The organism is Granulicella sp. S190 (assembly GCF_009766095.1).
GTDB lineage: Bacteria > Acidobacteriota > Terriglobia > Terriglobales > Acidobacteriaceae > Edaphobacter.
In genome coordinates this window covers 57,626-83,103 of sequence record NZ_LMUD01000009.1, presented here as the reverse complement: position 1 = coordinate 83,103, position 25,478 = coordinate 57,626, and the positions used below count along the sequence as shown (strand labels likewise).

The following is a 25,478-nucleotide window of genomic DNA, read 5'->3' as shown; positions in this document are numbered from 1 at the left end:
CGCCGCGCCTACCGCCAGACTATGCTCGCTTCGCCCAGACACTCGCATTCAGACACATCACAACTCCGTCAATCGTCATACTCAGCCCCTCGCTAAACTTGCCCGAATCTGCAATCTGCCTCATCGTCACAGCATCGGCCATGTTGATAGCCGCCTCGACGATCTCCACCGCCGCCTTCTTCTTTTGCTCCCCGTTCTGCGCTCCAAACAGAGCCTCCGTCCCTTGCACCACGCCAGGAATCAAAGCAACCGCCCGCAGAAATAGCTTCAGAAAATTCATCTTCTCTCCTCAATCTCCTAACGCCGAAAGTAGTCAATCGCGAGATGGAGCATGGCCAGGACCGCTCCACCCGCGCCCAGCAGCCCTTTCATGCGCTGCACACTCCGCTCATGCTGCGCCACCCGATCTTCCAACTGGTTCAACCTGCCCGGCTGTCCCACCCCCATCAGCTGTTTCATCTGGCTCTTCAATACACTCAAATCCGCCAGGACATTTCCTTCGAACTCTGTCATCCTCTCTCCTTCCAGCCGTTATTCACTCACCGGCAGATTCGTAAACACAGCGCTTGAAAACCGAGAATACAAAGGCGGCTTCGATCCATCGAACATCCGCACGTAGTAGTGCTCGATCTGTCCCTCGCGCGGAATAGAAAAACTCCGCACCGGGCTGCGCAGCACCAGGTCCTGATCCACCCCCGGGCCAAAGTCGCCATCTCGGCGCCTCACCTCAAACCCGCCCCCGACAGGAGCAGCGGTCCCCGTATCCACCTGCAGCGCCGTCCCGGTCGCGCTGACCACCTGCAGCATCTGCAGGTTCGCCAGCACGCTGCCTCCAGCCGGCATCGTCGAGCTCAGCGCGGTCAGCGGGAGCAAAGCATCCGCAGCAATCGCCTCGGACAGCGTCAAACCCAACCCCTCGGCCCAGTCATTGGCAAACGCCATGCGATAGGTCAACATCTCCGGGCTTCCCATGCCATCGCTGATCTCCACCCGCCGTACCACCACGCTCATCGTCTGCCCGTTGCTTGTCACTGCGAGCACATCTCCCGGCCAAACATCCTGCGGATTCACCGCGTCATAACTACCAGCAACCGCAGCCGCACGGCTGGCCGAAAAGCTCAGCACAGCCAGCGCCGCATTCTCGCAGTCCACTGAGCTTCGAGCCGGTGGCTTCAGCACCTTCCCCAGCCACTGTGCCGTCCCCGGCACGCCGCCAGCAGCCTCCGCCTCAACACTCGCTGCATTCTGTATCCGGGCCACAGCCCTCTGCTGCGCACGATACGTCACGGTTACAAGCTCTCCGGCCACCGGGACCCGGCCCGAATAAAAAGTAACCTTTCCTGTAGCAGATACAGAGCAATCGGCTCCTTCACCCGCAAGACCCACCAGGCGCGTCGTCTTCACCCCGCTCGGCAACGTGCTCACCACCCACGAAGAGCCCGTCTGCGTCAGCCTGCAATATCCCATCGACCCGATAAGCTGTACGCTATTCACCGCGGCAAAGCTGCAACTCGCCGGAGAGTTCACCACGCTTCCGTCATACAGAACGACAGCCGGAGTGTTAGAAGCCAGTCCAAGGTCCTGCAGTTCAAAGACAACGCTCATCGGCGCCGTCACCAACCCGCCGCCGAATGCCTCCACAACCCCATCCACCATCGCATAGTAGGTCTGCAGCACACGTTGCATCTCCACCGCATGCAGCCGAATCCGAATGGTATACGTATGTCCCTGCAGCATCGGGAACACGGTTCCAACCTCAGCCCCATTCACAAACGGAACTACGACCGTATTCCCCCCGCTCTGTCGCACGTTATAGCCCACAAAACAGTTCGCGCTCTGCGTCGCCCCGGAGTACAACCCGCACACAAGGCCCGCGCTGGCCCCTCCCAGCACCAGGTTTCCAGCCTCAATCACTAACGAACCCACCAGCTCCACCGGGTCGATCGCCGTCAGCGTAGTCTGCCCATCCAGACCGTTGCCTCCGGTCATCGTCAAACCAGCCGCACTCAATCCAAGATGAGATCCAGGATCGGCAACCTCCCAGATCTGCGTATTCAGCACCGATTCATTGAAGCTATCCGTCAGCAGCTGCGCGGAGTTGGCCGTCTTCTTCGGACGAAACGGATCCTCCGACAACTCAAACACCGTCGTCGTTCCATCTCCGGCAAAGGTCTCGGTGACATACGCGGTCGGCTCCAACTCCCCGCTCACTGTAACGTCATTGGCCAGCTCCTTCACTGCGCTCGTCTTCAGTGCCGCCACCTGCAACGTGCCATCGCCATCGCTCAACGCATGGACCACCGTACCCGCAGGCTGCAGACCCACCGCACTGTTGAGCACGCGATACGCCGCATAGGTAGAGCTCGCGACATTCCCTGCGTTCACCGACCAGCTCTCCGTCTGCACCGGCTCGAAGACCCCCACCGCCAGTCCGTTCATCACACCCGTCGTAGTAAACAGCCCGGCATCCACGCGGTTGGTCAGCGTCGTCAGCAGCTGCCCTCCGCTCTGCCCCAGTCCAGCGCCACTTAGCGGAACCGTCTGCTTATCCAGCAGCCACTCATCGCTCACCGCGCTGAACGCATAGCGATACACGGGCCCCTTCAACCCGGTCCCTGCATATATCGCCTCCGGATCGGTCGCAACGTACCCCGTAAAAAGAATGGTGCCGTTCGCCGCAGTCACCACCACGCGTCCTCGTCGCGCCGGAACCGCCAGCCCAGCCCCAGCGGCTGCGTCGCTCACATCCAACATGCCGCTGCACAACGATGGCGCATTCAGGCTGCGTGTGATCTTTAGCGGCCCCTGCGCGCACAACGCCGTGCTGTAGTCCACCGCTCCGGCGCCGTCCAAGTTGTCGATCGTCACGATCACTGGGTCACCGCCGCCCCGATCGGGCTCAACCCCCGCATCGAACGAACCTCATCCACCGTCAGCACGCCAGCCTGCAGCAGGGTCGTCTGTATCTGCAGCTCCTCCATCTCATCTCTGCTCTCCAGGTCGTTGAAGCAGAACTCAAACTCGCGCCATCCCAGCTTCTTCGCAAACAGGTCCCGTGTAATGTGCTCGGCCAGCAGCTTCGCCACCGGGATCACCGCACTCTGAAACGCCTCGTCTGCCATCTCGCCGGCGGTCGACTTGTTCACATCGCTCTGCACTCCAAGCAGCATCGGCGGCAGTTCGAACGCATTCGCAATCATGCGAATCAGCATCTCCTGCCACTCCAGCCGCAGGTCCGCGTCGGTCCCACCGGCAAACTTCAATACCTCGGGCTTCTGTTCGCAGCTCAAAAATGGCACGCGCCCAGTCCCTTCAATCTCATCCTGCCACCACCGGATCAGCCGGTCATGCTCCTCCGGAGTAGCATCGTTCAGCCATAACGCGTACTGCGCCACGGAGTTGCTGGCAAGCTTTCCTGCATACCGGCTCGCGCTCAGAAACTGGTTCACTGTCTCGAACGCAACCTCCAGTCGCCCCAGGCCAAACGGCGTGTAACTGCGCGGATTCAGCCGCACATATATCAGCTCATCGTCCAGCAGAGGCACCAGCGCCTCCTGCCCGATGCGCCCCGTAGCCTGCGCATACCGGGGCTTACTCGGGTCGCCATCCCACTTCGTATCGATCTGGATCGTCGCCCCATCCACCGCCCAAAGATGAAACGGCCTCTCTGGATCGCCGGTTGCCTCCATCTCCACCGCACCAAATCCTCCGACCAGCAGATCCTCCAGCACCTGCTCCCACAGCACGCGAAAGCTGTCTGAAGCATTCGGCTCTTCCAGGCAGCGACGTAGCACCTGCATCCGCGCCTCCGCATCCTCCACCGTCACGCCCGAGTATCCCCGCCGTACCCTCACCTGCCAGTCCATGCTCGCAATCTTGTCCTTCACCACGTTAATCGCGCGCCGTACCACCGGGGTCTCGGCGAACCTTCGCAGATTGGCTGCCGTAGGCTTCGGCAAAGAGCTCTGCCCCGCCCGGCCAGCCGGGCGATACGGACTCAGGATCGAAGGCAGCATCGCCGTCTTCCTCTCACCCACCCCCGCGTCTCCCGCCGACGCCTCCACCCCAGCCAGTCGTTGCCAAACATCCTTCACCATCGTCCGAACGTCCATGCCACCCTCTCTCTTTCCATCTCTGCTGCAAAAAGAAAAAGGCACAGCCCCCGGGCTATGCCTAACGTAGAAAACAAAAAATCTAAACACTCTCTAAAACTCAGCGCGAAAACGTCACCTCAAACTCGCAGCTCCATCCGCGCCGTCTCCGCCACCCGCGCCAGGTCATTCAGTGTCACCACGCGAATCTCCTGCCGCTCCATCGCCTCCACTCCAAACCGGTACCGCTCCATCGCCTCATCTTCCATATCAGAGACAGCCCGCAGAGCCTCCACCACCGCCGTCAACTCCAGCTTCGCGCCCTCCACCCTTTGAACCCCTTCTACCAACTGCGGAGCCGAATAAGCCAATCCCTTCGCCGCCTCCACATCCCCCTCCAGCGACACCGCCTGAAACATCCGAATCACCTCACCCGCCGTCACATCTTTCAATCCAGCCCTGTACCCGCAGTCGATCTTCATCGGATCTCCCGCCCGCGTATACAGCGAAGCCGCAATCCTCTTCCGCATCAGCCCCCACACCCCGGCCCGTTCAAACTCCGTCCGCATCGCCCCCACAATCGCCGCGCGTCCCGTGCGCCTCCGTTCGATCTTCGCCTTCAACGGCTCAACATACATCTTCATCAACTGTTCGATCTCAGCCGGTAAGCTCTCTGCCAGGCAAGCCCGCACCTCGGTCATCTGCACCGAGTTCGCAAGCGTATCCTCCAGAATCTCCATCACCGGTTTGATCCCGTACTCAGATCCAGGAGCATCCCCGCCTACCGTCCGAAGTCGCTCTCCAATCTCACCCTCCAGCGCCTCCAGCAGACCGATATCCGCATCCGCATCCATGCACTTCACCCGCGCCCAGTCCCGAGTGAAACGCACCACAGCGCTCTCGGCCCGCCCTGCCTCCCGCAGCAGCACGCCGATATTCGCAAACTCGCCCTTCACCACATCCGGCACATACCGAATCAGGAAGAACTCGCACTGGACCCGCTCCGCCAACCCAAACCCTCCGAGGAACCGTTCTATGTTGTCAGTTCTCAGTCCGATACTTTACTGACACCCGAGAACGGACACCTGACAACCAACCTACATTACGAATCTTCCCACTCCCTCGACCTCATCGAACTGCCTCGGCACCACAATCTTCTTTCCCTCCGCCCACATTGGGAACGGCACCCGGTTCGAATCACGAAACTCTCCAATCAGCTCTCGCACCCGCGACCTGCGTCTCAGCATCTGCTCCATCAGCCGCTCGATCACCACCGTATCCCCTCCGTACCACTCCGGCGGCACGGCCTCGGCGATTCCCCACAGCGTCTCCGCCTCCATCGTCTCCACCCGGCTCAGCCAGGGCTCAAAGCTCTCCCACCCGGTCACCCGCGCATACACCTGGTTCCTCGGGTACACCCCACGCAGCGGCGAATCCGGAAACGTCCACTCTCCCGCATTAAAGCAAAATCCCTGATCGATAAACGTCGCCCGATACTTTCTCTCCCGCGGCTTTCTCTCAAACACGGCCTGCCGCCCATTGCAGTTCCCAGCCCACTTATCGATGCAAAGCATTCCTGCAAACTCCGCCAGGTTTCTCACCTCTTCCAGCTGCTGCTCCGGCAGATAGTCCACCACCTGCCCCGGCATCAACCCTCCGACAAACTGCGACCCAAACTGCAGCCCCGCGGTATACCTCTGCCTCACTCCACGCGGAAGCTCCACAAACATATCCAGCGTATTTCCCACCAGCCACTCCGTGACTTCGACTACATCGCTAACCGGCACTGTCAGTCCCGCTGCAGCCGCCAGCCGGGTCGCGATCAACTCATTCGCCAACACCCGCCGGTCCTGCGGATTATTCTGAAACTTCACCACCCAGAGCTTGCCATCCGCTCCCAGCATCAGCTGGCTCTGCGCGCCACCCCGCATCCGTCGAATCGCCTGAACCGCCAGCACCGCCAAGCCGTGCACCCCAAACCAGAATAACCCGTGTCTCCCGTTGATCGGAATCATCTTCCCTCCGACCAACGGGAGGCCCACGCGAAGCTCCAAAAAGCGTGAAAACGCCCGCCCCACGCGCAGTGGGCCCGTCCGGCAGGACATCATCTCTTCCCCAATATCTCAGCCCTCACCGCCTGCGCCACAGCCATCGCCATCAAGCAGTCATCATGCGCCCCATTCACCGCCCCGGTCCTCCCGCCAGCCATCGCAACGAAAGTCCTGCACTCCCCCAGCAGCCGCCGGCTAAAAAACATCCAGGCAGACTCCACCAGTAGCGCCCCCATCCGGCTTACCATCCCCGGCTTCGACCCCGCCGTCGTCAACCAACCCGCAACGCCGCCCTGCTCATACACACGCGCATACCGCTCCACGCTATCCAGATAAGCAAGCACACCAGCTCCATGGTTATTCCTCTCCACCGCAATCATCGCCCCTCCATACTCCCGCGCCAGCTCTGCCGAAGCCCTCGCCAGTTCCAGAGTTCCCAGCCTCTGCTGCAGCTCCGCGCACTGCATCCCCGAGGCTCTCTCAATCACCTGCACCGCCGCATAGTCTCCATCGGCCCCACCCCCAGCCGTGTCCACCGCAACTACATATTCCTTCCCGGCAATCGGCGGCAGCCACACCTGCAACGCACCACCTCGCCGAACCTCGAGAGGCTCACCAACCGAAGCCAGACGCGCCTCCACGGCCTCCACCTCAAAGCAGCACTCCCCGGTAGCTTTGAAGCAGCTCTCCGCGTCCTCCGCAAACTCCTGCGACCGCAGCCCGCGGTAACTAGCCTCCAGGCCTCGGCGAAATCCAATCTGCCGCGCAGTCAAACCATTTGCCGACACCAGTCGAAGCTCGTCCTCACGCAGCGAATCAACCGCCGCACCAACATAAGCGTCCTCCATCCACCAGGGAAAAAAGTGCCGCACCACACCGCTATCCCGCTGACTAGCTAACCCGCCCATCTGCTGAGCCCGGCCCCACTCCTCGTAGAAGCATCCATAAGCCCCATTCGGCGTAGACTCCATCACCATCTCGCCCTCAGGAGCAAGCGCCGCCCGAAGCCCCGCCAGCGTCGCCCCCGCATCTCCCGGCCACCGGCTCACCTCGCTGCAGTGCAGATACTGCACCGTCAATCCACGCCCAGCGTTCTCATCCGCCGCGCTCACCACACGAAACTCGCTGTCCAGCTCCGGAAAGCACATCTGCCCGGCGTTCGCCTTGCTCCTCCGCAGCGGACCCTCGCGCAGCTCCTCTGGCAGACACTCCCAGAACCTCTGCACGATCCGAAAGATTCCCTCAGCCGCCTCTCTCGTCTGCGCCACCTGCACCGTCATCACACCGCGAGCCGTAATCGTCTTCAGAAAAAACCGGCCCGCCACCCAGGTCGTCATTCCCATCTGCCTGGCCTTCAGCACGATATTCTGCCTGCCCCGCCCCCGCTCAAACGCCTTCTGTACTGCATTGGCCAGCAGCGGCCTCTCCACACCCTCGCGATCTCGAACCTTCAACAACTCCGCAGCCGCCTCCACTAAAGCGGATGGCCTTGCATCCATCCATCTGCCCAGCGCCAGCAGCTCGTCCACATCCCATCCAGCCTCACTCATTCCAACAACCTCATCCCCGCAAAGCCGCAGGACGCAGCCCGTCCTCATAACGAAGCTGCGCCCTGCCCACCGCCAGTTACCTCTCCCAGTGACATCCAGAGATCGTCTTGGCATTCGGAACGTCCCGCAGCGTCAATGACCCATTCGCAGGCACCGTAACCGCCGTCCCTACGCTCAATCCGTTGATCAGCTGCGACGAACTCCCCGCCAGCACACCCACCGTAAAGGTGGACTGCAGGTTCGTCACCGTATACAGCGCGCCGCTCTGCCCCGTGCAGTCAGGCAGCGTCAGTGTCTGGTTCGCCGTCGGGCTCGCAGTCACATAACCATCTCCGGCCTGCATCGTGTAGCTGCTTGCAGTCACCACGTGAGGATTCGCCTGGTTGAATCCGAAGTAATAGTTCAGCGTATTGCTTGCAGCATTGGCGAGCAATTGCTGGCCAGCCTGCGTCGGATGAATCGCGTCGCTTTGGAAGTACGTCGTATTGCTCGTCGCTCCATCTGCACCCAGCAGCGGATTCGCCGCGAAGTCGATGACGCCATCAGCACCATAGGCCTTTCCGTTAGTCAGAATCAGCGAGTCGTAAGCGTCCTTTGCCGCATCGTACGATCCGCCTGCTCCGTCATTGCCTGAACGTGAAAGCATCGTTCCAACGAACACGCGGCATCCGGCGCTCTTCAGCGTCTGCACCTCTCCTGCCAGGTTTGGAGCCAGCGACGCTGCACTCTGTAACGGATTCAGAAGATCGTTCGTGCCTAGAAAGACAATCGCAACGCTGGGCCCTTGCGTCGCCTCACAAAGCTGCCCCACCCTGTTCTTCTCCGACCCCACCACAGCCTGCAGCGTAACCCCGACAATCCCCCAGTTGACGACGTTGTAGGCAGGTTGATTCGTCAGGCTCAACAGGGAGCAGTAGGGATTTGATGTTCCCAATCCTGCCGTGATCGAATCGCCAATGCAATGCAGCGTCGGAACCCCTTGCGAGACTGCAGCAGGCGAAGTACTCACTCCTCTACTCGCCACATCATTCGTAATCTGGTTGCTGATCTGCTGGATCTGCGATGCGCTCATCGTGTTCGTAGGGAAGGTCACCATCCGGTAAAACGTACCCGTCAGCCCCGATGTCCCAAAGATGCCGGTGTCACTGGATCCGAGAAACAGATTTCCTGACGTCTGAAGACCTGCAGAGCTGAAGTGAAAGATGTCATACGAGCTAGCCTCCACTCCATCGATATAGATGCGATCGACGGAAGCCCCAGGAGTACCCAGGACATAGGTCAGGACATGGAACCCCGACACAAAATTCTTCACCCCTGTAAACACAGCATTCTGTCCATAGATGCTGGGTGCCAGAATATAAGTGTCCTGCGAGAGGCGCCCTTGGTTCTCATAGTCGTAGAGAAGGTTGAGGCCGTTACCGCCCAGGCTCGAACCCACCAGCATGGGAAACGAGTTCGCCGGAACCGACGTACCGATCGGCTGCAAATACACTCCCATCACGAACGTCTCCGAGCTGTTCAGCGCAGCCGGCAAAGCCACCTGCTCCTGTCCACTGAAGGTAAGTCCGCCTGAAGTCCAGTTCGGAGCAAGTGCCCCGGCGCCCAGCGTGCCGTTATTGCCACTGCCGCTGTGGTCGGTAACGATCGTGCCTGAGCCTTCCAGGAAGTTGTAGTCTGCCGTCGCCCCGGCAATCGCCGCCGCGCCACCAGACACTCCAGCCCCAGTCGACGCTGCTCCCGCTCCCGCCGGTACAGACCAGCTCCCATCTTCGCGTAAATAACGCGTCGTTCCCGCCGTCGTGCCGGGATCAGGAACTGCACCACGGGCATGTCCAGCCCCTGAGGCTCCAAACAACGGAAGCTGCGCCGCCGCTACACTTCCATTCAGGGTCGTCGCATTCACAGTCCCTGCGTTGATCGTACCCGCAGTAAACGCCTGCGGACTGAACTGATACGCGGCGCCGTTCATGGTCATCTGGAGTACGTCCGTCGTCGGTTGAAACGAAACCTTATCAATGGAGTCAACGCTGTCCAGGTCAAACAGATCGTAGCCGGAGTTCCATCGTCCACACCCACGAGAGTTGCAATGCACGGAAAACACGCTCTGCTCGCCCGCCTGCAAATCCATCGAGCTCTGCCATATCCCGAGAACCCGCAACCCGGCAAAGGGAGGCGTATGAGTTCCTCCGTTGCCAAAGTAGCTAGACATCGGCGCGCCGTTGGTCACACTCCATCCAGTAATGCCCGGCCCGACGTTTGATTCATACTCCACACCGGCTGTCACAGAGTTTGTCGGCCGCGGCATCGTCTGCTCCACAAAGGAGACATCTGCTGCAACATTCTGCTGATAGTAATGCGGCTCCTCCAGTGCATCGTTCGCCGACCACGGCACCGTATTCGGCGCCAGGGTTATCTGCCCATCGACGCTCTTAGTAGCCGTATCGAACACTCCCAACACCTCAGCCATCGGGTACAACACGTACCCGCCGGTAAGCTTGGCTACAGCTCCTCCTGTGCTTGTGCTGTTTGCGCCGGCCTGCGCGTAGGTCAGCGTGTTCGTCGCCGTGGTGGTCACCGTAAACGTTCCGTTGTAGCTCTGGTCCGCCACACCCGACACAGTCATCGTCAGCCCGTTCACATCCACCGGCATCGACCCCGCTGTCGTCACTGTCACCAGGCCATTGCTCCGTGCAATCGCGGCGATCTGCATCGATACATTCACATACGCGCTATTGCTTCCCTGCCTGCCTACGATCTCAGTCAGCCCGCCCGCATAGTAGAGACCCGTGCTCGAGTAGGATCCGATCACCGGAAACACCTGCCTGATTCCACTCGCGGTATCGACCGTCTGCTCCAACCCATAGCCGCACAATCCGCCGAAGGCTATCGTTGCGCCTGTCTGGTGCGGCTTGTTCAACGTCATCTGCAGATGAGTCCCATCCACCACCGTGTAGTTCGCCATCTCATAGTCATGCGGCGCCGTGCTGAATGGTTGATCCGTGATGCAAGCCACACCCGTCGGACTTGGAATCGCCGCCGTGCTCGTCGCAAATCCTGCGATCACGCCGCTTGTGGCAATCGGTACTGTAACCGTGCCAGGAGCAGTATTGTTTGACTGCGAAGGAATCAGCTGCGCCGTCGCCAGAAACACGCTCACTGGAAAATTCGTCCCGGAGAACGTTGCGCCCGCTCCTGGTACAGGGCCGCTTCCCTGGCTGGTTATACCCGTCAACACCCCGCTCGTAATCGTCTTCTGCGGGTTCTTGTCGATCAGATACCGCCCCTCACCCTGCGTTCCCCCAGCGGAAGTCGCCGACACCATCACCACCGTCGACCCAGGTGTGCAGCCGGTCGCGCACGTTCCCTGAAAGACATTCGCGTCCTCCAGAATCTGAATATCGTAAGGATGCGCGCCTTCATCCGCAGAGTCGCGAAACCCTCCCGACGAAATAATGGCCTGCGATCCCACCAGGCAATCGCCGACCCCATAGCAGTTGATCGTCTGGGCATCCAGGGCATGCTGACCCAGCGTGTTGTAAGTCCCAGTTACCGTAAGCGCATCGTAGTTGGTCTTGAAATACGGAACACTCCCCAGCGATTGCGCAAACAGGTTCGAGCCGCCCGTCAGCGCTTGATGATGAATTGCCAGGCCATACGAATTCGGATCGCTCGAACCTCCCGCCGCTACCTCGGCCGCGGAGCTCCGAGTCGATGTCACATCGATCACCTGGCCCGCGTCCTCTCCACCTGCTATCGAAGTGGTAGGGTTCAGGTACGTATCGCGCCGCTGACCGTTCCTGTCATCCTCCACATGCGTCCCACCCGTACCGCTGTTCCAGCTAGGTGAAGAGTAGTTCTCGCCTACAGGATAACTGCGCTCCACCTTCACATTGCATCCACTTCCGCAATCCGGACTAGTCACCGCATTCGCAATGCCGTTGCTTCCCAGCCCGTTCACATATTGACTCGCATACTCGTCGCCGTTCAGATTGTTCACCTGCAACTGCGTCCCCACAGGCTGCGCCACAACCTGCGTCGCCGCCGGCAAAGTCGAAACCTTCTGTCCTAACCCTGCCGTAATCCCGGCCACGTTTATATCCACATAGTGTTTGTCCGCGGCCTGGTTCGCGCTTGTCGGATCGCCGGGAAGTACCAGCGGTCCGGTCATCGTGTCCCCGGTCTTCTCCACAAAGGGGTTCGAGCTGTCGAGCGGATGCCCCGTCACCGCTGCTGCAATTGCTGTATCCACATAGCTCTTGCTCACCGTCTGCATCGCCACCGAAGTCGGAAGCACTGTGCTCTTGATCGTGCTCACCTGCACCGGGGCCTGGCTTACCGGGACCACCCAGAACTCCCGGCTCACGCTCCCATCATCCAGGTGATACACCGCCGTATAGTAGGTTCCTATCGGCGTGGACCCTGCGTTCGGCACCAGCGCAAGGCTCAATGCTCCATTCGCAATCGTCGCCGAGGTCGTCCCGCTTGGCACTGCCTGGCCGCTCGCAGCAGTAAACGCCTGCCAGCTTACAATCACGCTTCCATTCGCCAGTGTCCCGTCTCCACGAAAGACCGTATCTATAACCTGCGTAGTACCAATTGTGTTGGGCGTCGTCGCCTGTGCCGCCGTAGCCACTCTGATCCCGGTTATCACGCCCGGAACTGCCAGCAACAGCATCCCGATCAGCGTCCATCCCTTAGGCTTCCAATGCATCGTTGTTCTCCTCGTTCCTATTCCCTGGTCGTTCCTATTCAGTCGTTAGTGGCAAGACAGCGGCAAATACGGTGCGTCCACGCGATTCGCCATCGCGTTGCTCTCGCGCTCTTGCCGTGTAGTACCTCGGACGTTGCTAAATAGCCCGCATCGCACCCGGCAGATAGCTGCGAAAGCACAAAACCGTCTCGCCGTCGTTGGCGTCCTTCACCGGTAGCGCGCGAAACGCCCCCGCCAGCTTTACCTTTTCCAGCGGGCCTGCCAGCGTCTCCACCGTCTCGGCCGAACCCTGCATCGCCTGCAGACGCGGATAGTGATAGATCACCCGATCTCCCTGCTCCCCATCCATCACAAACAGTGCAGACCACTCCTGAAAAAACCCTCCGCCCTCGCGATCCACAAACCCCATCAGCGGGCTCACCTGCATCCCCGAAGGCGGAGATCCGGCCAGCAGCGGCGCACCCAATTCCAGCACGCCACCCGCAATCCCCACCACCCTGCCCACATTCAGCGTCACTCGGCGAACGTAGTTAATATCATTCCCCACCGAAGCCGGCGAACTCACATATGCTGCGCTCACGCCACTACCCACAAACCCCGTCTGCGCCACATAATCTTCATCGACGGCGATCAGCTCCCCCACCCGGAACTGCGCCGCCGCCGTCGCCCCCACGCTCAGCGAGCTAGCCGTCGATCCCGCCACCAGCGGAACCGCCTTCGCTGCCACTCCTCCGCTCCCATTCGCCGCCGCTCCATTTGCCGTCTGCAGCAGGTTCATCTGCTGCGACCCCGCCGCTAGCGCCATCTGCAGCTTCCCCCAGCTATCAAACTCAAGCTGCACCGTCGCCTCTACCTGCGTCACCACCTGGCTCTGCGCTATCGCTGGAGCACCCGTCGTCAACGCGCCAATCTTAGTAGCGCTCTTCCGTGCAAAATGCGAGCACCAACCCAGATCAACCCAAGGCGCAGGCGGCGCACTCAACGCAAACGTCCCAGCCTGTGCCGCATCGAACAAAGTAGGCAGACCCGCCGCACGATTCACCGGAGCGAAGTAAGCCCTCACCCTCCGCGTCACCGGTGCCACTGCCCCCACGAGCCCAACCGAACTCACCGTCGTACTCACAGCTCACCCGCTTCCTGGTAGCAAAACACCTCAACCGTGGCCACCCGTTCCAATCGCTCTCCGTTCACCACCGTGGCTCCAAACGCAGTATCTCCCCAAAACACATTCGTTCCCATCGCCACCGGTGCCAGTCCAGAGCCGCCCGCCGCGCCAACATAATCCATCTTCGTCACCGTCTGCGGAGCCGCGCTCACAGCAGCCACCAGCTCCGCATCCATCGCGGACAGCAATCGCCCCCGGTCCATTCCCCCATTCCCGGAGCTTCCATCGGTCGCATAGCTGATCTCACAGATCATCGTCACCAGCGGCAGCGCACTCTGCACAGCAACTGTAAGTGCTGTCCAGCGCAGGCAAAACGCATCGACCGGCACAGCCGCAGAAGCCAGCTCGTTCTCCTCCACCAGCACGCCAGGCCGCACCACCCCACGCAGCACGATCGTTCGTGCTGGATTCACCGCCGCCAGCTTGTCTCGCAGCGTGACATAAAACGTATCTCTGGCATTCTGCATAAATCTGTAACCTCTCCAGTAGCATTTGCTGCAGCTAAACCATCAACGCCAACGGAGCCCGCAGCACCAGTCGGTAGACATAAGTCGTGCCCCCAACCTCGGACTCCGAGGCCGACTCAATCTCCATCAGCACACCATCGATCAACACCCCAAACGCCGTCGCAAACAAGACATTCGCAGCCGAATGCCCCATCGATCCCACCAGCAGATTCACCGCCGTAGCCGAAACCATCAGCTCGCTCGTGGTTGCTTTACCCGCAGAGACTGTAGCCCGTGCCTTCCTGAAGACCACCGGCTCAAGCGTCACATCCTGGAACGTTGGCACCGCCAGCCCCAGTTGCTCCGTCTCATCCCCCGCACTGGCTGGCGCTGGCATCCGCAGTAATACGGACCTCCCTCCACTGCATCGCAACAACACATCCGCTGCCCGCTGCGCTATGATCGCCGCATCTCGCAACTCCCCCATCGCCTCACCCCAGCCTCTCTGCCACGTAGGGCTTCAGTAGCATCTGTACCTGCGGGTCAATCAGCGATCCGCTGAAATACTGCATCTGCATCGTGTCCATCTTGCTCGACTTAACATTCATTGCCGGTGTCGCCTGTGCGTTCTTCACAATCTGTACGCAAGCCACCTTCACCGCATCGGGCACAGTCACAAGGCCAGACGTGTAAGTCACCTCCACCTCGTTGTAATCGAGCCCAAGAAAGTTCCTGGGAAACGTCAGCTCCGCGGTCGTCTCATTCACATCCACCGTGGTCACATCCAGCGCACTCCAGCTTCCCGGCACGCTGAAAGCCCACGCAACCTCCTCGCGAAATGTGTCAGACAGCTCACCCCGTCGAGGCCTCGCAAATCGAACACGAACGCCCACTAGCGTCGCAGCCGCCCCCACCGCAGCCGCCAACGGACGATAGCTCAACCGCACCGTCTGCGCGCCGGCCGTCAGCCGCATCCGTTCCACATACTGGGTAGCCAGCAGGCTCGGCCGCCGGCAATACGCCTCCATCAGCGCAGAGGCCATCGTCACCCAGTCATCCGTAGTCTCTGCCGTCAGACCATACTGCACATACTCCGTCGGCAACAAATAGCCCATCGCACCCTCCTCTAAATAAGCAACAGGGACCGGCACAAAAGCACCGGCCCCCGTAAAACAAACCACTAAAACAAAGTACCCGTCTCTAGCGGTCAACCAGAACCTGGTAGTGCGCATAGCTCGCGCCCTTCACCACCACGCCGCCAAACTTCACTACAACATACTGCGAAGCCAGCGAGCCTGGTACACCAAGTTGGAAGATGCGAGGATTCGGATCGCTCAACCAGTGATACTCAATCAGGTCTTCGGTCACGATGTAAGCCGGGAGCACCGCCGAACCCGAGCCGGGAGTTCCGGTATAGCTCAACGTCCACTCCGGAATCAGCGGAATATCTCCCGCCTGTGTCGAAAGCGTCTTCACCGTAAAGCCGGCCTCGATCTCGCGCGTATTCAGCACGACGTTGAACTCGGTCTTCATCTCGCGATCGATCAGATCGAGCAAAACAGGATTCGCATAAATAGCAGTAGGACGAACGCCAAACGAGCTGTTCGAAACCATCTGGGCAATAGTCGACTTCAGGCCATCGACGATGCTCTGGTTGGTCCCGATCGAAACCGTATTGCCGCCCGCGGCGATCTGCGCGCCCGTGCCATAGTACTGCGCAGTCGTAGGCGAGCTCAGGCTGGTGTCTGTGCCGTTCCAAAGAGCGACGTCATGCGTACGCAGAACGCCGTCCACGGTATCGGCCAGGTCCTTCGCCTGCAGATAAGCGAACTGGCTCTGCTGCCGGCCAAGCTCCATATCGAACAGGTTGTAGTTGATCTGCGCAACCAGTGCCTTCAACGGAACGCTGTTCTCTACCCGTGTAGGGTTGACCAATGGAGCGATGATATTGCGTGGATCCACAAACCCGGTGGCAGCCGCAGGAGACGGAATGGCAGTCTCTTCAAAGTAACGGGAAGGATGCCCTGTCGCCGGAACCTGTTTAATGCGCTGTCCGAAGATCCCACGACGTCTCACACGGTCTAAAATCTCGGTCTGATACAACGGAACTTCAATCGCGCCAGGTCCAATGTAGTCCGCAGCGCCATGAATATCGGTAAACTTCGCGTTCATCTTTCTCCCTTTCAAAAACAAAAGGTGCAGCCGAAGCCGCACCTGTCTAAAACTTCACTACCGGCGCCGAAGGCGCGTCAGCCTCGATGGCAGATCGCGCCGTGCGCGCGGCACGCACTTGCTGTTGCCTGTCTTAACCCAGCAATCCAGCCCGCATCAGCTGAGCCTTCACTGCGATCCGCTGCTCAATGCTCAGATTCGCGAGTGCAGCATCCACGCCACCAGCCTCTACGGTGTCCACGGTCAAGCCCTGCTTGGCCAGCAGGTTCGCCATCGCCGCAGGAAGAGTCTTTCTTCCATTTGTAACCTCAGAAGGCACAGATGCTGCCGCAGCCTTCAACTGGGCAATCTGCGCCTCAGCCGCTGCAAGCTTCTCCTCCAGCTCTGCCTCTCGCTGCCTTTCGACCGTAGCAACAATGCGGCCGATCGACGCCTCGGCATCCAAAGCAAAATCGCTCTGCCGTTGTGTCAACCGCTCTACTGCCAACTCCAGTAAGCCAGCCGCCGCAGCCAAACGTTCCATTGTGCTTCCAAGCTCATCCTTCATCTCGATCTCCATGCTCCCTCACTTTCTCTTCGTTGTAATCAGTCGACCCAAGGAGCTGGGTTAGGCCGCAGCAGCTGGGCTTTGCCCGTTCTGCACATTCAAAATGGCAACCACGGCAGAGATAATATTCGCGACGTACGTGCTATCGGCAGGGATGCCAGCTTTCACCAGCAACGCGGTCACTGACTGTTCCGTCAGCAGCAGCACCTCCGAAAGCTTCTGGGCGCCAGTATTATTCTGTGCTCCCGAGGCCGCGTACTTCTGCTCCACCAGTAGCACCGCCGTCTGAATCAACGAAGTGGCGTCGGCCACCTCGTTCACAACCGGAGCCGCTGCCGGGAACAGAAGCCCAACCAGCTTCTCCACCGGAACCGCATACTCCACCGCCCACTTCAGCCCCTTTGCAAAACCCTTCCCGATCGTCTCCATCACACTCACAAAACTCATCGTTCCCCCATTTCCATTAAGCGCCGAAGGCGCGTCAGCCTCGATGGCAGATCGCGCCGTGCGCGCAGCACGCAGTTCTTTCCAATACTTACCGAGCCACAGCCACCCGGCACCGCTCCACAGTCGCACGCTTCACCCGAAAGCTAGTGCTCCGGTACGCAGCCTTCTCCCGCAGCAAAATCGCAGCTCCGGTAAAGGTCGCCCTCGTCAGCGTCCAAACCTGCGCCCGCATATCGGCCACATGCGCATCCGCCAGCTCGTAGCTCATCCCCATCAGCTCCTGCCCTGCTCCCTGAATCTTTCCCTCCATCTCCGGAAAGTCCCGGGCAAACAGGTATCCGGCACCGTCAGCTTCTTTCCATCCACCTCAGCCGCCGTAATGATGCCGCACTTCTGCCGCGCATCATGGCCATCCCACCCGGCTTTGTAGTCGACCGCCATCCCCAGCAGACTCGGCAGCGCCGCCTCTGCCGCCGCCCGCGTCAGCACCACCCGATGCCCCTTCGCACCGCTCGGAGCCTTATCGCTCGCCACATCTACCAGCGTCAACACGCCTTCAAACGGCAGCCGGTTCGGATGTCCATGCACCACCGGAAACTCCACCGCCATTGCCCGCATCTCCAGTCCAGCCGCGCCTCGCAAAACCGCCGGTCTGCCCGTCCCCGGCAATCCAGCAAGCCCGGCACTGCGCCGATGAAGCCCTTCTGAGTGACCCATTGCACCTCCTCCATGTTTGTAAAGTTCGTTCAACGATCACGACTCCGCCGTCGCCCCGCAGACATGCGCGGTTGCCTTTTTTCTCAACCGGCACATCCGGCAGGCCGCACGCCACACTATCCCGAAGGCTCTCTTCCGATCTAAAGCAGTTACAAACCTGCAATCAAACCGATCCATATCAGTTACAAATAAAAACCTTGGTTCAAAGGAAGACGATGAGTCGCCATACTCTGCCACTCTTATTGCTCCGGCTCCCGGGTCAGCTTCTCCAGCAGCTTGCCCACCACGCTCTTTCCGCGTCGCTTCGTATCCGGCAGCTCGCCTTTATCCAGGCCACCCAGATTCGCCAACATCTTTGCATGGGCGATGCTGCCCTTCTTGGCCTCCTCTACAAACCGCTCCACAATCTCAGGCAGCGCCTCCGCTACCCGGGCCCGCGTAAACGTTCTGCAGAACTTCGGCCGCGGACTCTTCGCCCCCACCGTCTTCGCATCCGCACTCTCACCCGCTGAACCACTCCCATCCAGCCCCTGCCGCACAAACCTTCCAGCCACCCGCTTCCGTTCCACCTGGTCTCCTCCCAAAAGCAAACGGGAGAGCAGCCGTTAGGCGCTCTCCCGTCTCTGTTCTTTACTACCTTTCCAGAATAGCAGTTGGCCCATAACTCATACGCCAACTTCCCAACACAAACAATCGCCTTCGAAACAATCACTTACCCTATTCCAACGATCCTTCACCCCTTGACAACATCTTCCACAGATCAGGAATCGGCGCCAACATCCCCCGCAAAAGCAAACGGGAGAGCAGCCGCTAGGTGCTCTCCCGCTTCATTCTTAGTACCTTTCCAGAGTAGCATTTGGCGCATAACTCCTACGCCAACCTCAAGACAGAAAGAACAGCAATTGAAACAAAGGGTTACGGGTTACAGAACAGCGCCAGCCTCTTGACACGCCTTCAAAGGTTCCAGCAGCTTCCGCTCCAGAAAGATCTCCGTCAGCTGATCCAGCGCATTCGCATACCTTCGATGCACCGACCTCAGGCTCAACCCCAGCAGACCCGCCGTCTCCGCCTGCGTAAACTCCTGCAGCGCAATCCGTCGAATCAGGTGTTGTTGTCCTTCGTTCAGTCTCTTCAGACATGCCTCCACGTCATGCACGAAGATCACCACATCTTCAAAGCTGTGCACTCGGTAGCTCGTCACCCTTCCGCGAAACATCTCGCGGCCAAGTAACGAGGGCGCTCTTCCCGCCTCCATCGACAGCCTCACATACCGTCGCAGCATCCCCTCCGTATACTTTCGGTAGAACGCCAGCTCCGGAGCCGTCGTCTTCGGTTCCATCTCCTCTGGCCGCGTCTTCACTCGCGAAGGCGAAGCCGTAGCCCACACCACCGGCAGAATCATCAGAGCTGCACTCATCGCGCACCTCCAGCTACTCCTGCCGCTGCGGTGCATCCTGCGCTGCGAATACTCCCGCTCAACACCCGCTGGCGCTTCCTGCCTCCAGCACGCTTGCCTCGCGGTGCCGGAAACTCCGCCAGTCGCCCGGCGCATCCCCGGCAGTACACACCATCAGAGCCCGCACGGAGCCAAAGCGCCCCGCACCCTTCACATACTTTCAAATCAACGCGCAAGTAGTTCACTTTTGTTCCCTTTCAAGGCGTACTCATCCCCCGGCGAGCCTCGAGTTTTTCAATAGTCGAGTGGGCTCGCTTAGGTTGCTATGGAGTGCCGTTCACCTCTCCGCTTCGCTCTCCTGGCTCCGTCGGTTAGGCGACAACCCTCCTCTTCGGTTGCATCGATGTGGTGTGCACCTTGGGAAAAATCCATCACCCTGTTTCACCCTCCCCACGTCTCCAAAGCGGACTTGGCCCGGTCGCCTTCGCAAGAAGCTCCACCAGCCGCCCTCTCCGTTTCGATTTCCGTATTGGGAAAGTCTCAAGGTTATAGCTTTCGACAAAACCTCTGTCAACGCCAATTTTTCCTCAGGAAATCTATTCGCGTATATCCCTCGTTAGCAGTATGTTGCCCCTGAAACTTGTTGCACTAAGCGAATATTTCGCTTTATATTCGCCATGCCCAATGATATGTTCGCCGAGAGATACCCTCCATCATGAACTTCCAAGACCTCCACGAACTTCTACGACTCGAACTCCAACGACGCATCGATCGAGGCCTCCTTACCGGCAGCCGTCTCGCCCATCAGGCAGGCTTTCAGCAGGCTCACATCTCCAACTTCCTCAACCGGAAACGTGCTCTCTCCCTCGAAGGTCTCGACCGCGTCCTCGCCTCGCAAAAACTCTCCATCGAGCAGATCCTTCCCCTGGAGATCTCCGCTTCCATCCCCGCTCCCAGACCCACCGAAAACAGCGACCCCGTAGAGATCATTCCCGTCGTCTCTCCCTCCTCCGCCATGGACGATGCGCACGTCCTTCCCTCTGCCATCATCGAAACTATTCAGGTCTCTGCCTCTCGCCTGCACGACAACCGCGCCCGCCCCTCTCCCAAACACGCCCGCTGGCAGCGCTTCCTCGCCATCCGTGCCGACGCACAGCAGTCCGCCGCCATGGATCCAGTCCTCTCGCCCGGATCCATCGCCGTCCTCGACCGTCACTACAACTCGCTCGCACCCTATCGTGCCCATCAGCCCACGCTCTACGCCGTCCGCTGCGGTGCCGCGCTCCTGCTGCGCTTCGTAGACTTCGACGAAGGCCGCCTTATCCTTCGCCCTTACTCGCGCAACTTCCCGGTGCAGCTCCTACCCCTGGCAACCCACGAGTCGCCAGCCGACTACCTGGTAGGCCGCATCTGCCTGGTCTTCTCCGAACTTTAAACCAGCAGCACAAAAGGCGCCGTAGGCGCGTCAGCCTCGATGGCAGATCGTGCCGTGCGCGCAGCACGCCGTTGCCGTTGCCTGTCCTTTTGGTTGTCATCCCGTAGGGATCTGCAGTTGTCGTCCTTGCCATTACAACCCCACCCACCCAACCCAAAATGCTACGCTGTCCTTAGACGATGAACCTCCGCATAGCAGCCATCCGCTCCGGCACCGACCCGGTCCGCAAGCTCACCACAGGCTCCTTCCAGCGCTGGCTCGAAACGCCTCTCACCTGCCCCAAGTGCGACGCCACCTATAACCTCGCCGTCGACTGGGACCAATCCTCCGACCGCTGGTTCCCGGAGTCCTCTCGTCCCCTCATCACTCTTCTAAAAAAGGCCATCCACATGGGCCACAGCACCAACCACCGCGTCACTCACTTCGAAACCGAAGGCGTCATCGTCGAAAGCGTCACGCCCACCACCCCATAAGTCTTAGCCTGGGCGTCTCCCATAGGAACACACTCAAACGCATCCTGCTCCGAGCCCCATCTCAGAGCCGCATTCCCACAGAAACGCCTCGTTCGGCCCTGTGGGGAGCGCCAGCCTTACGCTACTGCCAGTTCGTACTCTTCTGCGCTGATATCGGTGATCGATCCCACCAACGTAACGCCAACTGCAGGCTTCTTCCAGTCGCCCAGCGAGCGGCTCAGCATCGACGCCGCGCAGCCTTCGCCGCAAAGCACGACGATATCCCGGCTCCGCGCCAGTTCCGCGTCCCACGGCATAAACGTCACGCCATGCGAACTAACCTTCGCCAACACCCAGTGATTACTCGTCTTCTTCTGCACTCCGCAAAGGCATGTATAAAGTGTGATTGCCGCCATGGGTTGCCTCCTCTTCTCTTGATATACGTCTTGTTAGATGTACTTTTCAGTCGATATGCTACGTTTTGCATAGAAGCAAGTCGGCTGCCAGTCGTCCCAAACGACTAGCCTCCTTGTTTTCAACGCCGCCACTAAGAAAATATTTCCCTTCACTCGTCGATTCCCCAATCAAACCCCCAAAAGTGGCAAATCTTTTCCACTTCTGGGCACTCCAAAGCACTCCTTGTGGATGGTTGGGAGCAGGTTGGGAGCACGACAGACAGTGGTTCCGATCCGTCCTAGGGCCTGCCGCCACCGAAACCTCGCGAGCCGTCATCTTCTGAGCCCAGCCCACGACGGCGATGCCACCTGCAGGAGGATATCGTCCAACTTGCTAAACTTGTACATAATGTTCTCAAAGCTCTATGCGAAGTGGATGTATGCGTGGGAGACCGCGCTCACCACTCGCGACACCAACCGAATCGTTCGCCCCCTCGAGTGGGGCTTTGACTGGCTCAAAGACTTCAGCCCCCTCGCTGCCTCCGCCGACCCGAATCCAGACCAGCACCTCACCGACGCGCCCGTGGCCGACAGCTACGACCGCATGATCGCCGTTAACCGCGACATCGTCGCCCGTGCCGACGAGTTCTTTGGCTACCAAACCCCCAACGACTTCCGCCTCGAGCGCCGCCATCCCCAGCTCTACCCCACCAACGTCCGCCCCGAAACCCTCGAGCAGGACGCCGAGCTCCGCCGCCAGGCCGAAACCGGAGAGATCGAAGAGGCCGACTTCCTCCGCTTCACCTCCCCGGTCCGCAGCCTCTATCCGGAGAACGACACCGTCAACGCCCGCTGGTACCCCGCCCATCCGGACACCCAAAAGGGAAAGCCGAAACAGGCCATGATCGTCATGCCCCAGTGGAACGCCGACGCCTTCTCCCACAACGCCCTCTGCACCCTCTTCAACAGCTTCGGCATCTCCTGCCTGCGGCTCTCCAAGCCCTACCACGACGTCCGCCGCCCAGCAGAGCTCGAGCGCTCCGACTACGCCGTCAGCTCCAACGTCGGCCGCACCACCGAAGCCTGCCGTCAGGCTGTAGTCGACATCCGCAGCTGCATCGACTGGCTCGAAACCCAAGGCTACGAACACTTCGGCGTCCTCGGCACCAGCCTCGGCAGCTGCTACGCCTTCATCGCTGCAGCCTTCGACGAGCGCCTGCAAGTCTGCGCCTTCAACCACGCCTCCACCTGGTTCGGAGACGTCGTCTGGGCCGGTCAAAGCACCCGCCACATCCGCGCCGCCTTCGAGCAGTCCGGCCTCACCCAGGACCAGGTCCGCGAGATCTTCTCCATCGTCAGCCCCATGTCCTACATGGACCGCTTCGCAGCAAAGCCCAAGCGGGTCCTCGTCGTCCACGCCACCTACGACCTAACCTTCCCGCTCAAGTACTCCCTCGACGTCCTCACCAACTTCAACGCCCTCAACATCGACTACGTCTCCAAGGTCCTGCCCTGCGGCCACTACACCACCGGCGAAACCCCCTACAAGTACATCGACGGCTGGTACCTCGGCTCCTTCATCTACAAATCCTTCAAGCACCTCGCGCGGGCAAAAACCGCCTCAGCCCTCAAATCGCACATCACCGCAAAAGTCTAATAATCGGTAATCACGAAACGGTGCTCTTGCCTCGAATCGAAGCGAAAAGCGCAACGCTACAAATCAGCACCAAAATCTTTGCATCCTGTCCTACTAGTTGGTAGTCTCATAGGCATGCAAGGAGAAACCGCAGATCGCATCCTCCAAACCGCCAAGACCCTGATCGCAAATCTGGGCTACGCAGGATTCAGTTACGCCGATATCGCTGAAGCAGTCCAGATTCGGAAGGCCAGTATTCATCATCACTTTCCGACGAAGGCGAACTTGGTTGTCGCCGTCCTCAAAGCTCATCGAGAGGGGCTCCTGCAGGCGACACAGTTCTTGACACAGAAAACCGACGACCCCCTGGCGCGACTCCAGGCCTACGTCCAGCACTGGGAGGGATGCATTCGAGACAACAGCCAGCCGTTCTGCATCGCCGCGCTGCTCGCAGCCGAGCTCCCAGGTCTTCCCGAAGAAGTGCGCGCGGAAGTCCACGAATACTTTCTGGTCTTGAGCGAATGGATCCGCCAGACTCTCGAAGCAGGTGTCGAGAAGCGCACCCTCAAACTTCAGGGGACCCCTGAAGACGAGGCACAAACGTTCATGGCGACCGTCCACGGTGCCATGTTGTCCGCACGTGCTCTCGGAAGCTGCGATGTCTTCCAGGCCGTTACCACCAGCGCACTACAACGTATCTCTCTGCGTAAGTCCTAGCCGGCAGCAATGCTCGCCAGGTTTTCATTCACCATTCAATCTACCAACTAGAAGATAGCTAAAGGAGCTCTCATGGCCACCACCGCTTCAAACGAACAGATACAAGCGCATTCGTTGCGCAACCTCTACTTCACTCGCACCGCCGTCCAACTACTCTGGGCAGGCATCGTCATCGCAACCGCAGCCAGCAATCCTGCATTGGCCGCTGGTCTCCTTATCCTCTACCCGCTCTGGGATGTCGCATGCACCGTCTACGACCTGAGATCTTCCGCCCGCTCCAACTCCGGCCCGCCCACTGCGCAATACGTCAACGCGGCCTTGGGAATCCTCGCAGCGATCGGGATAACCCTGACCGCCTTCAAGTCTCCTCAGCAGGCCGTCGTCACCTTCGGCGCTTGGGCCTTCGCTGCCGGACTCGCGCAACTTGCCGTCGGCATCTCTCGCAGGAAACAGATGGGCGGGCAGTGGGCAATGATCCTGAGCGGCCTACAGTCCACTGCGGCAGGTGTGGCCTTCACTCTGGGCGGGCTCCACGACAAGACACATATCAAAGATCTGGGAGGCTACGCGGTCTTTGGCGGAGTTTACTTTCTTATCGCCGGCTTCCTGATGCACCGCAAGTTGTCCCGGAGCTCAGGGGTTGGTGCAGCCGTCTGAACGCTAAGGATGGCCTGGGAAGGATGGCCAGGCCAGTTTTAGAGATTACCCGGAGGGGTTCCATATCTACTCGCGAACCTTGGACGAAGACTCTTGGACCGAAGGATTCGCGAGGGTCTAGCTGCTTATCAGCAGACGAAGTTGCCGAAAACCCGACTTTGCGGGAGTGTCTTTAGAATGGCGAGATGCGCACCGCAATCGCCTGCTTGATTGCTTTCTTCTTCACGCTGCAGATGCCTGGGCAGACCAACTCAACGACCGCGCCCCCGATCCTGCGAGAGGCCGTGATGCCCCGATACCCGCCGATCGCAGCGGCTGCACATGTGACGGGCAAAGTGACCGTAGAGGTGACCGTCAAGAACGGATCGGTGGTGAATACTAGTGTCTTACCAAAACCTGATGCTCCTGCAGGTCGGCGGCTACTTGAATCGCCAACAGTCGAAAATCTACGAACATGGAAATTCGACTCTCAGGTAGCGGGCACTTTCACTGTCACCTATACATATCTGATCTCCGGCACCGAGACGGACGCACCTACCAATGCCAGGATCGAAATCCTCCCGTCTTTAGACGTCCTGCTTACAGCTCGACCGGTCAAGCCGACGATTACCTACTAGCCTTCCCTGCGCTAGCTCTTGCAAAACGGGATTTGCGGAAATTGGGCTACGTCTTGCGCTGCAGGACGGCATCGGCAATGACTTCGGCTTGGTCGCCCAATTCGACCTGTCCAAGTAGGGTGATCATCTTCGCGCGATCTTTGCGCTGGACAGCATCGTCCCAGGTCGCGACTAGGTTCCTCGAGTAGAGACGCTCGTTGACGGTCATTCCGCCGAGTTTGCTCATACAACCCACGATAAACGGAGTTTGCGGCAACTTCGCTATCCCGGACTTGA

27 protein-coding genes are annotated in these 25,478 nt (G+C 59.7%); 6 read left to right on the top strand and 21 right to left on the bottom strand.

The window, feature by feature from the left end; translation table 11 throughout:
- Window positions 1-19 precede the first annotated feature (19 nt).
- The 19 genes from GSQ94_RS04235 to GSQ94_RS04150 form a co-directional block, all read right to left on the bottom strand.
- Window positions 20-280 (bottom strand): hypothetical protein, encoded by a 261-nt coding sequence (locus GSQ94_RS04235; protein WP_158942073.1) that lies wholly within the window; start codon window positions 278-280, stop codon window positions 20-22.
- A 17-nt stretch (window positions 281-297) separates the two neighbouring features.
- On the bottom strand, window positions 298-513 hold the full coding sequence (locus tag GSQ94_RS04230; RefSeq protein ID WP_158942072.1) for a hypothetical protein: 216 nt from the start codon (window positions 511-513) through the stop codon (window positions 298-300).
- An 18-nt stretch (window positions 514-531) separates the two neighbouring features.
- On the bottom strand, window positions 532-2,874 hold the full coding sequence (locus GSQ94_RS04225; RefSeq protein ID WP_158942071.1) for a hypothetical protein: 2,343 nt from the start codon (window positions 2,872-2,874) through the stop codon (window positions 532-534).
- Complete coding sequence (locus tag GSQ94_RS04220; RefSeq protein ID WP_158942070.1) at window positions 2,871-4,112, bottom strand: phage portal protein; 1,242 nt, start codon at window positions 4,110-4,112, stop codon at window positions 2,871-2,873. The genes GSQ94_RS04225 and GSQ94_RS04220 overlap by 4 nt, the downstream gene beginning before the upstream one ends.
- A gap of 119 nt (window positions 4,113-4,231) precedes the next feature.
- Window positions 4,232-5,101, bottom strand: coding sequence for a DUF3037 domain-containing protein (locus GSQ94_RS04215; RefSeq protein ID WP_158942069.1), 870 nt, complete (start codon window positions 5,099-5,101; stop codon window positions 4,232-4,234).
- 87 nt (window positions 5,102-5,188) lie between these two features.
- The gene (locus GSQ94_RS04210; protein ID WP_158942068.1) at window positions 5,189-6,106 is read right to left on the bottom strand and encodes a HipA family kinase; all 918 of its coding nucleotides are present in this window, start codon (window positions 6,104-6,106) and stop codon (window positions 5,189-5,191) included.
- A gap of 89 nt (window positions 6,107-6,195) precedes the next feature.
- The gene (locus tag GSQ94_RS04205) at window positions 6,196-7,692 is read right to left on the bottom strand and encodes a terminase (protein ID WP_254063647.1); all 1,497 of its coding nucleotides are present in this window, start codon (window positions 7,690-7,692) and stop codon (window positions 6,196-6,198) included.
- 76 nt (window positions 7,693-7,768) lie between these two features.
- On the bottom strand, window positions 7,769-12,403 hold the full coding sequence (locus GSQ94_RS04200; protein ID WP_158942067.1) for an SGNH/GDSL hydrolase family protein: 4,635 nt from the start codon (window positions 12,401-12,403) through the stop codon (window positions 7,769-7,771).
- A 136-nt stretch (window positions 12,404-12,539) separates the two neighbouring features.
- Complete coding sequence (locus GSQ94_RS04195) at window positions 12,540-13,526, bottom strand: hypothetical protein (RefSeq protein ID WP_254063646.1); 987 nt, start codon at window positions 13,524-13,526, stop codon at window positions 12,540-12,542.
- Window positions 13,523-14,035, bottom strand: a complete 513-nt coding sequence (locus GSQ94_RS04190) for a hypothetical protein (RefSeq protein ID WP_158942066.1) — start codon at window positions 14,033-14,035, stop codon at window positions 13,523-13,525. The genes GSQ94_RS04195 and GSQ94_RS04190 overlap by 4 nt, the downstream gene beginning before the upstream one ends.
- A 34-nt stretch (window positions 14,036-14,069) precedes the next feature.
- Window positions 14,070-14,501, bottom strand: a complete 432-nt coding sequence (locus GSQ94_RS04185) for a hypothetical protein (protein WP_158942065.1) — start codon at window positions 14,499-14,501, stop codon at window positions 14,070-14,072.
- Window positions 14,502-14,505: 4 nt separating this feature from the next.
- Window positions 14,506-15,129: a hypothetical protein gene (locus GSQ94_RS04180; protein ID WP_158942064.1), complete on the bottom strand. Its 624-nt coding sequence runs from the start codon at window positions 15,127-15,129 to the stop codon at window positions 14,506-14,508.
- An 85-nt stretch (window positions 15,130-15,214) separates the two neighbouring features.
- Window positions 15,215-16,186 carry a hypothetical protein gene (locus GSQ94_RS04175; protein ID WP_158942063.1) on the bottom strand — a complete coding sequence of 324 codons (972 nt, stop codon included), beginning with the start codon at window positions 16,184-16,186 and terminating at the stop codon, window positions 15,215-15,217.
- A 133-nt stretch (window positions 16,187-16,319) separates the two neighbouring features.
- Complete coding sequence (locus GSQ94_RS04170; RefSeq protein WP_254063645.1) at window positions 16,320-16,733, bottom strand: hypothetical protein; 414 nt, start codon at window positions 16,731-16,733, stop codon at window positions 16,320-16,322.
- Between the two features lie 60 nt (window positions 16,734-16,793).
- On the bottom strand, window positions 16,794-17,180 hold the full coding sequence (locus GSQ94_RS04165) for a hypothetical protein (RefSeq protein ID WP_158942061.1): 387 nt from the start codon (window positions 17,178-17,180) through the stop codon (window positions 16,794-16,796).
- Between the two features lie 88 nt (window positions 17,181-17,268).
- Window positions 17,269-17,448 carry a hypothetical protein gene (locus GSQ94_RS21270; RefSeq protein WP_254063644.1) on the bottom strand — a complete coding sequence of 60 codons (180 nt, stop codon included), beginning with the start codon at window positions 17,446-17,448 and terminating at the stop codon, window positions 17,269-17,271.
- Window positions 17,449-17,453: 5 nt separating this feature from the next.
- Window positions 17,454-17,897, bottom strand: coding sequence for a hypothetical protein (locus tag GSQ94_RS21265; RefSeq protein ID WP_254063643.1), 444 nt, complete (start codon window positions 17,895-17,897; stop codon window positions 17,454-17,456).
- 239 nt (window positions 17,898-18,136) lie between these two features.
- Complete coding sequence (locus GSQ94_RS04155; protein ID WP_158942060.1) at window positions 18,137-18,466, bottom strand: hypothetical protein; 330 nt, start codon at window positions 18,464-18,466, stop codon at window positions 18,137-18,139.
- Window positions 18,467-18,819: 353 nt separating this feature from the next.
- The gene (locus tag GSQ94_RS04150; protein ID WP_158942059.1) at window positions 18,820-19,314 is read right to left on the bottom strand and encodes a sigma factor-like helix-turn-helix DNA-binding protein; all 495 of its coding nucleotides are present in this window, start codon (window positions 19,312-19,314) and stop codon (window positions 18,820-18,822) included.
- Window positions 19,315-20,008: 694 nt separating this feature from the next.
- Here GSQ94_RS04150 and GSQ94_RS04145 point away from each other — a divergent pair.
- Both GSQ94_RS04145 and GSQ94_RS04140 read left to right on the top strand, forming a co-directional pair.
- On the top strand, window positions 20,009-20,728 hold the full coding sequence (locus GSQ94_RS04145) for a hypothetical protein (protein ID WP_158942058.1): 720 nt from the start codon (window positions 20,009-20,011) through the stop codon (window positions 20,726-20,728).
- 179 nt (window positions 20,729-20,907) lie between these two features.
- On the top strand, window positions 20,908-21,201 hold the full coding sequence (locus GSQ94_RS04140; RefSeq protein WP_158942057.1) for a hypothetical protein: 294 nt from the start codon (window positions 20,908-20,910) through the stop codon (window positions 21,199-21,201).
- A gap of 116 nt (window positions 21,202-21,317) precedes the next feature.
- On the opposite strand, the gene GSQ94_RS04135 is transcribed toward GSQ94_RS04140, so the two are convergent.
- Window positions 21,318-21,596: a hypothetical protein gene (locus GSQ94_RS04135; protein ID WP_158942056.1), complete on the bottom strand. Its 279-nt coding sequence runs from the start codon at window positions 21,594-21,596 to the stop codon at window positions 21,318-21,320.
- Window positions 21,597-21,984: 388 nt separating this feature from the next.
- Between GSQ94_RS04135 and GSQ94_RS04130 the strand changes: the two genes are divergently transcribed.
- The 4 genes from GSQ94_RS04130 to GSQ94_RS04115 all read left to right on the top strand — a co-directional run bounded on the left by GSQ94_RS04130 (window position 21,985) and on the right by GSQ94_RS04115 (window position 25,202).
- On the top strand, window positions 21,985-23,232 hold the full coding sequence (locus GSQ94_RS04130) for a S9 family peptidase (RefSeq protein ID WP_158942488.1): 1,248 nt from the start codon (window positions 21,985-21,987) through the stop codon (window positions 23,230-23,232).
- 114 nt (window positions 23,233-23,346) lie between these two features.
- Complete coding sequence (locus tag GSQ94_RS04125) at window positions 23,347-23,928, top strand: TetR/AcrR family transcriptional regulator (protein WP_158942055.1); 582 nt, start codon at window positions 23,347-23,349, stop codon at window positions 23,926-23,928.
- A gap of 72 nt (window positions 23,929-24,000) precedes the next feature.
- Window positions 24,001-24,585, top strand: coding sequence for a DUF308 domain-containing protein (locus tag GSQ94_RS04120; protein ID WP_158942054.1), 585 nt, complete (start codon window positions 24,001-24,003; stop codon window positions 24,583-24,585).
- A 185-nt stretch (window positions 24,586-24,770) separates the two neighbouring features.
- Entirely contained in the window at window positions 24,771-25,202 is a 432-nt protein-coding gene (locus tag GSQ94_RS04115) for a TonB family protein (RefSeq protein WP_158942053.1), read from the top strand.
- Between the two features lie 46 nt (window positions 25,203-25,248).
- On the opposite strand, the gene GSQ94_RS04110 is transcribed toward GSQ94_RS04115, so the two are convergent.
- Window positions 25,249-25,428, bottom strand: coding sequence for a hypothetical protein (locus tag GSQ94_RS04110; protein WP_158942052.1), 180 nt, complete (start codon window positions 25,426-25,428; stop codon window positions 25,249-25,251).
- Between the last annotated feature and the right edge of the window lie 50 nt (window positions 25,429-25,478).

Bases quoted from the DNA above. Each gene is read 5' to 3' on its own strand.
- GSQ94_RS04200 (WP_158942067.1), bottom strand. From the start codon at position 12,403: ATGCATTGGAAGCCTAAGGGATGGACGCTGATCGGGATGCTGTTGCTG.
- GSQ94_RS04170 (WP_254063645.1), bottom strand. From the start codon at position 16,733: ATGAAGGATGAGCTTGGAAGCACAATGGAACGTTTGGCTGCGGCGGCT.
- GSQ94_RS21270 (WP_254063644.1), bottom strand. From the start codon at position 17,448: ATGAGCTACGAGCTGGCGGATGCGCATGTGGCCGATATGCGGGCGCAG.
- GSQ94_RS04220 (WP_158942070.1), bottom strand. From the start codon at position 4,112: ATGGACGTTCGGACGATGGTGAAGGATGTTTGGCAACGACTGGCTGGG.
- GSQ94_RS04135 (WP_158942056.1), bottom strand. From the start codon at position 21,596: ATGGCGGCAATCACACTTTATACATGCCTTTGCGGAGTGCAGAAGAAG.
- GSQ94_RS04125 (WP_158942055.1), top strand. From the start codon at position 23,347: ATGCAAGGAGAAACCGCAGATCGCATCCTCCAAACCGCCAAGACCCTG.
- GSQ94_RS04210 (WP_158942068.1), bottom strand. From the start codon at position 6,106: ATGATTCCGATCAACGGGAGACACGGGTTATTCTGGTTTGGGGTGCAC.
- GSQ94_RS04235 (WP_158942073.1), bottom strand. From the start codon at position 280: ATGAATTTTCTGAAGCTATTTCTGCGGGCGGTTGCTTTGATTCCTGGC.
- GSQ94_RS04190 (WP_158942066.1), bottom strand. From the start codon at position 14,035: ATGCAGAATGCCAGAGATACGTTTTATGTCACGCTGCGAGACAAGCTG.
- GSQ94_RS04205 (WP_254063647.1), bottom strand. From the start codon at position 7,692: ATGAGTGAGGCTGGATGGGATGTGGACGAGCTGCTGGCGCTGGGCAGA.
- GSQ94_RS04150 (WP_158942059.1), bottom strand. From the start codon at position 19,314: ATGAGTGCAGCTCTGATGATTCTGCCGGTGGTGTGGGCTACGGCTTCG.
- GSQ94_RS04115 (WP_158942053.1), top strand. From the start codon at position 24,771: ATGCGCACCGCAATCGCCTGCTTGATTGCTTTCTTCTTCACGCTGCAG.
- GSQ94_RS04110 (WP_158942052.1), bottom strand. From the start codon at position 25,428: ATGAGCAAACTCGGCGGAATGACCGTCAACGAGCGTCTCTACTCGAGG.
- GSQ94_RS04180 (WP_158942064.1), bottom strand. From the start codon at position 15,129: ATGGGCTATTTGTTGCCGACGGAGTATGTGCAGTATGGTCTGACGGCA.
- GSQ94_RS04120 (WP_158942054.1), top strand. From the start codon at position 24,001: ATGGCCACCACCGCTTCAAACGAACAGATACAAGCGCATTCGTTGCGC.
- GSQ94_RS04230 (WP_158942072.1), bottom strand. From the start codon at position 513: ATGACAGAGTTCGAAGGAAATGTCCTGGCGGATTTGAGTGTATTGAAG.
- GSQ94_RS04175 (WP_158942063.1), bottom strand. From the start codon at position 16,186: ATGAACGCGAAGTTTACCGATATTCATGGCGCTGCGGACTACATTGGA.
- GSQ94_RS04185 (WP_158942065.1), bottom strand. From the start codon at position 14,501: ATGGGGGAGTTGCGAGATGCGGCGATCATAGCGCAGCGGGCAGCGGAT.
- GSQ94_RS04145 (WP_158942058.1), top strand. From the start codon at position 20,009: ATGAACTTCCAAGACCTCCACGAACTTCTACGACTCGAACTCCAACGA.
- GSQ94_RS04165 (WP_158942061.1), bottom strand. From the start codon at position 17,180: ATGAGTTTTGTGAGTGTGATGGAGACGATCGGGAAGGGTTTTGCAAAG.
- GSQ94_RS04140 (WP_158942057.1), top strand. From the start codon at position 20,908: ATGAACCTCCGCATAGCAGCCATCCGCTCCGGCACCGACCCGGTCCGC.
- GSQ94_RS04130 (WP_158942488.1), top strand. From the start codon at position 21,985: ATGTTCTCAAAGCTCTATGCGAAGTGGATGTATGCGTGGGAGACCGCG.
- GSQ94_RS21265 (WP_254063643.1), bottom strand. From the start codon at position 17,897: ATGGGTCACTCAGAAGGGCTTCATCGGCGCAGTGCCGGGCTTGCTGGA.